The sequence below is a fragment of the Lactobacillus sp. XV31L genome, from assembly GCF_059900865.1.
This window is the reverse complement of sequence record NZ_JBWXGC010000033.1, coordinates 1-615: the sequence shown is the minus strand read 5'-3', so window position 1 is coordinate 615 and position 615 is coordinate 1. Positions and strand designations below refer to the sequence as shown.

Below are 615 nucleotides of genomic sequence, written 5' to 3'. Positions count from 1 at the left end.
CAACTAAGGTTAAGGGTCAAATTGATGGCGATCCAACCTTAGATGCGGCAACAAAGGCAGCACAAAAGGCTAATGTTGATAAGGATGCAACCGATGCGAAGACAGCCATTAATAATGCAGCTAATGCGCAAGCAGTCAAAGATGCTAAAGATTATGGTATAGCCAAGATTGATGGTGACTACATTCCAGGCAATATTTCTCTTCCAGACCAAAAGAAGAGTGCTATAGCTGCAATTGATGCCGAAGCAACTAAAGTCAAGGGTGAAATTGATGCCGATGTTACTTTGGATAAGGCAACTAAAGACAAGCAAAAGAGTGCTGTTGACACTGACGCAGCTGCTGCCAAAACAGCTATTAATAATGCAACTAATGCCCAAGGTGTAATTGACGCCAAGAATGATGGAATTGTCAAGATTGATGGTGACCACGTTCCAGGCAGCACTTCACTGCCAGATCAAAAGACTAGTGCGCAAAAAGCAATTGATGATGAAGCTGCTAAGATTAAAGCTGAAATCGATGCCGATCCAACATTGGATACAGCAACTAAGAATGCTCAAAAGAGCAGAGTTGATGTTGACGCAGCAACTGCCAAGGCTAATATAAGTCAAGCAACTG

1 protein-coding gene is annotated in these 615 nt (G+C 42.6%); it reads left to right on the top strand.

Going from position 1 to position 615, the window contains the following annotated elements; all coding sequences use genetic code 11:
• Nucleotides 1-615: DUF1542 domain-containing protein (locus tag AC2JF7_RS09040; protein ID WP_500728360.1), on the top strand; the 615-nt coding region annotated here is incomplete at both ends.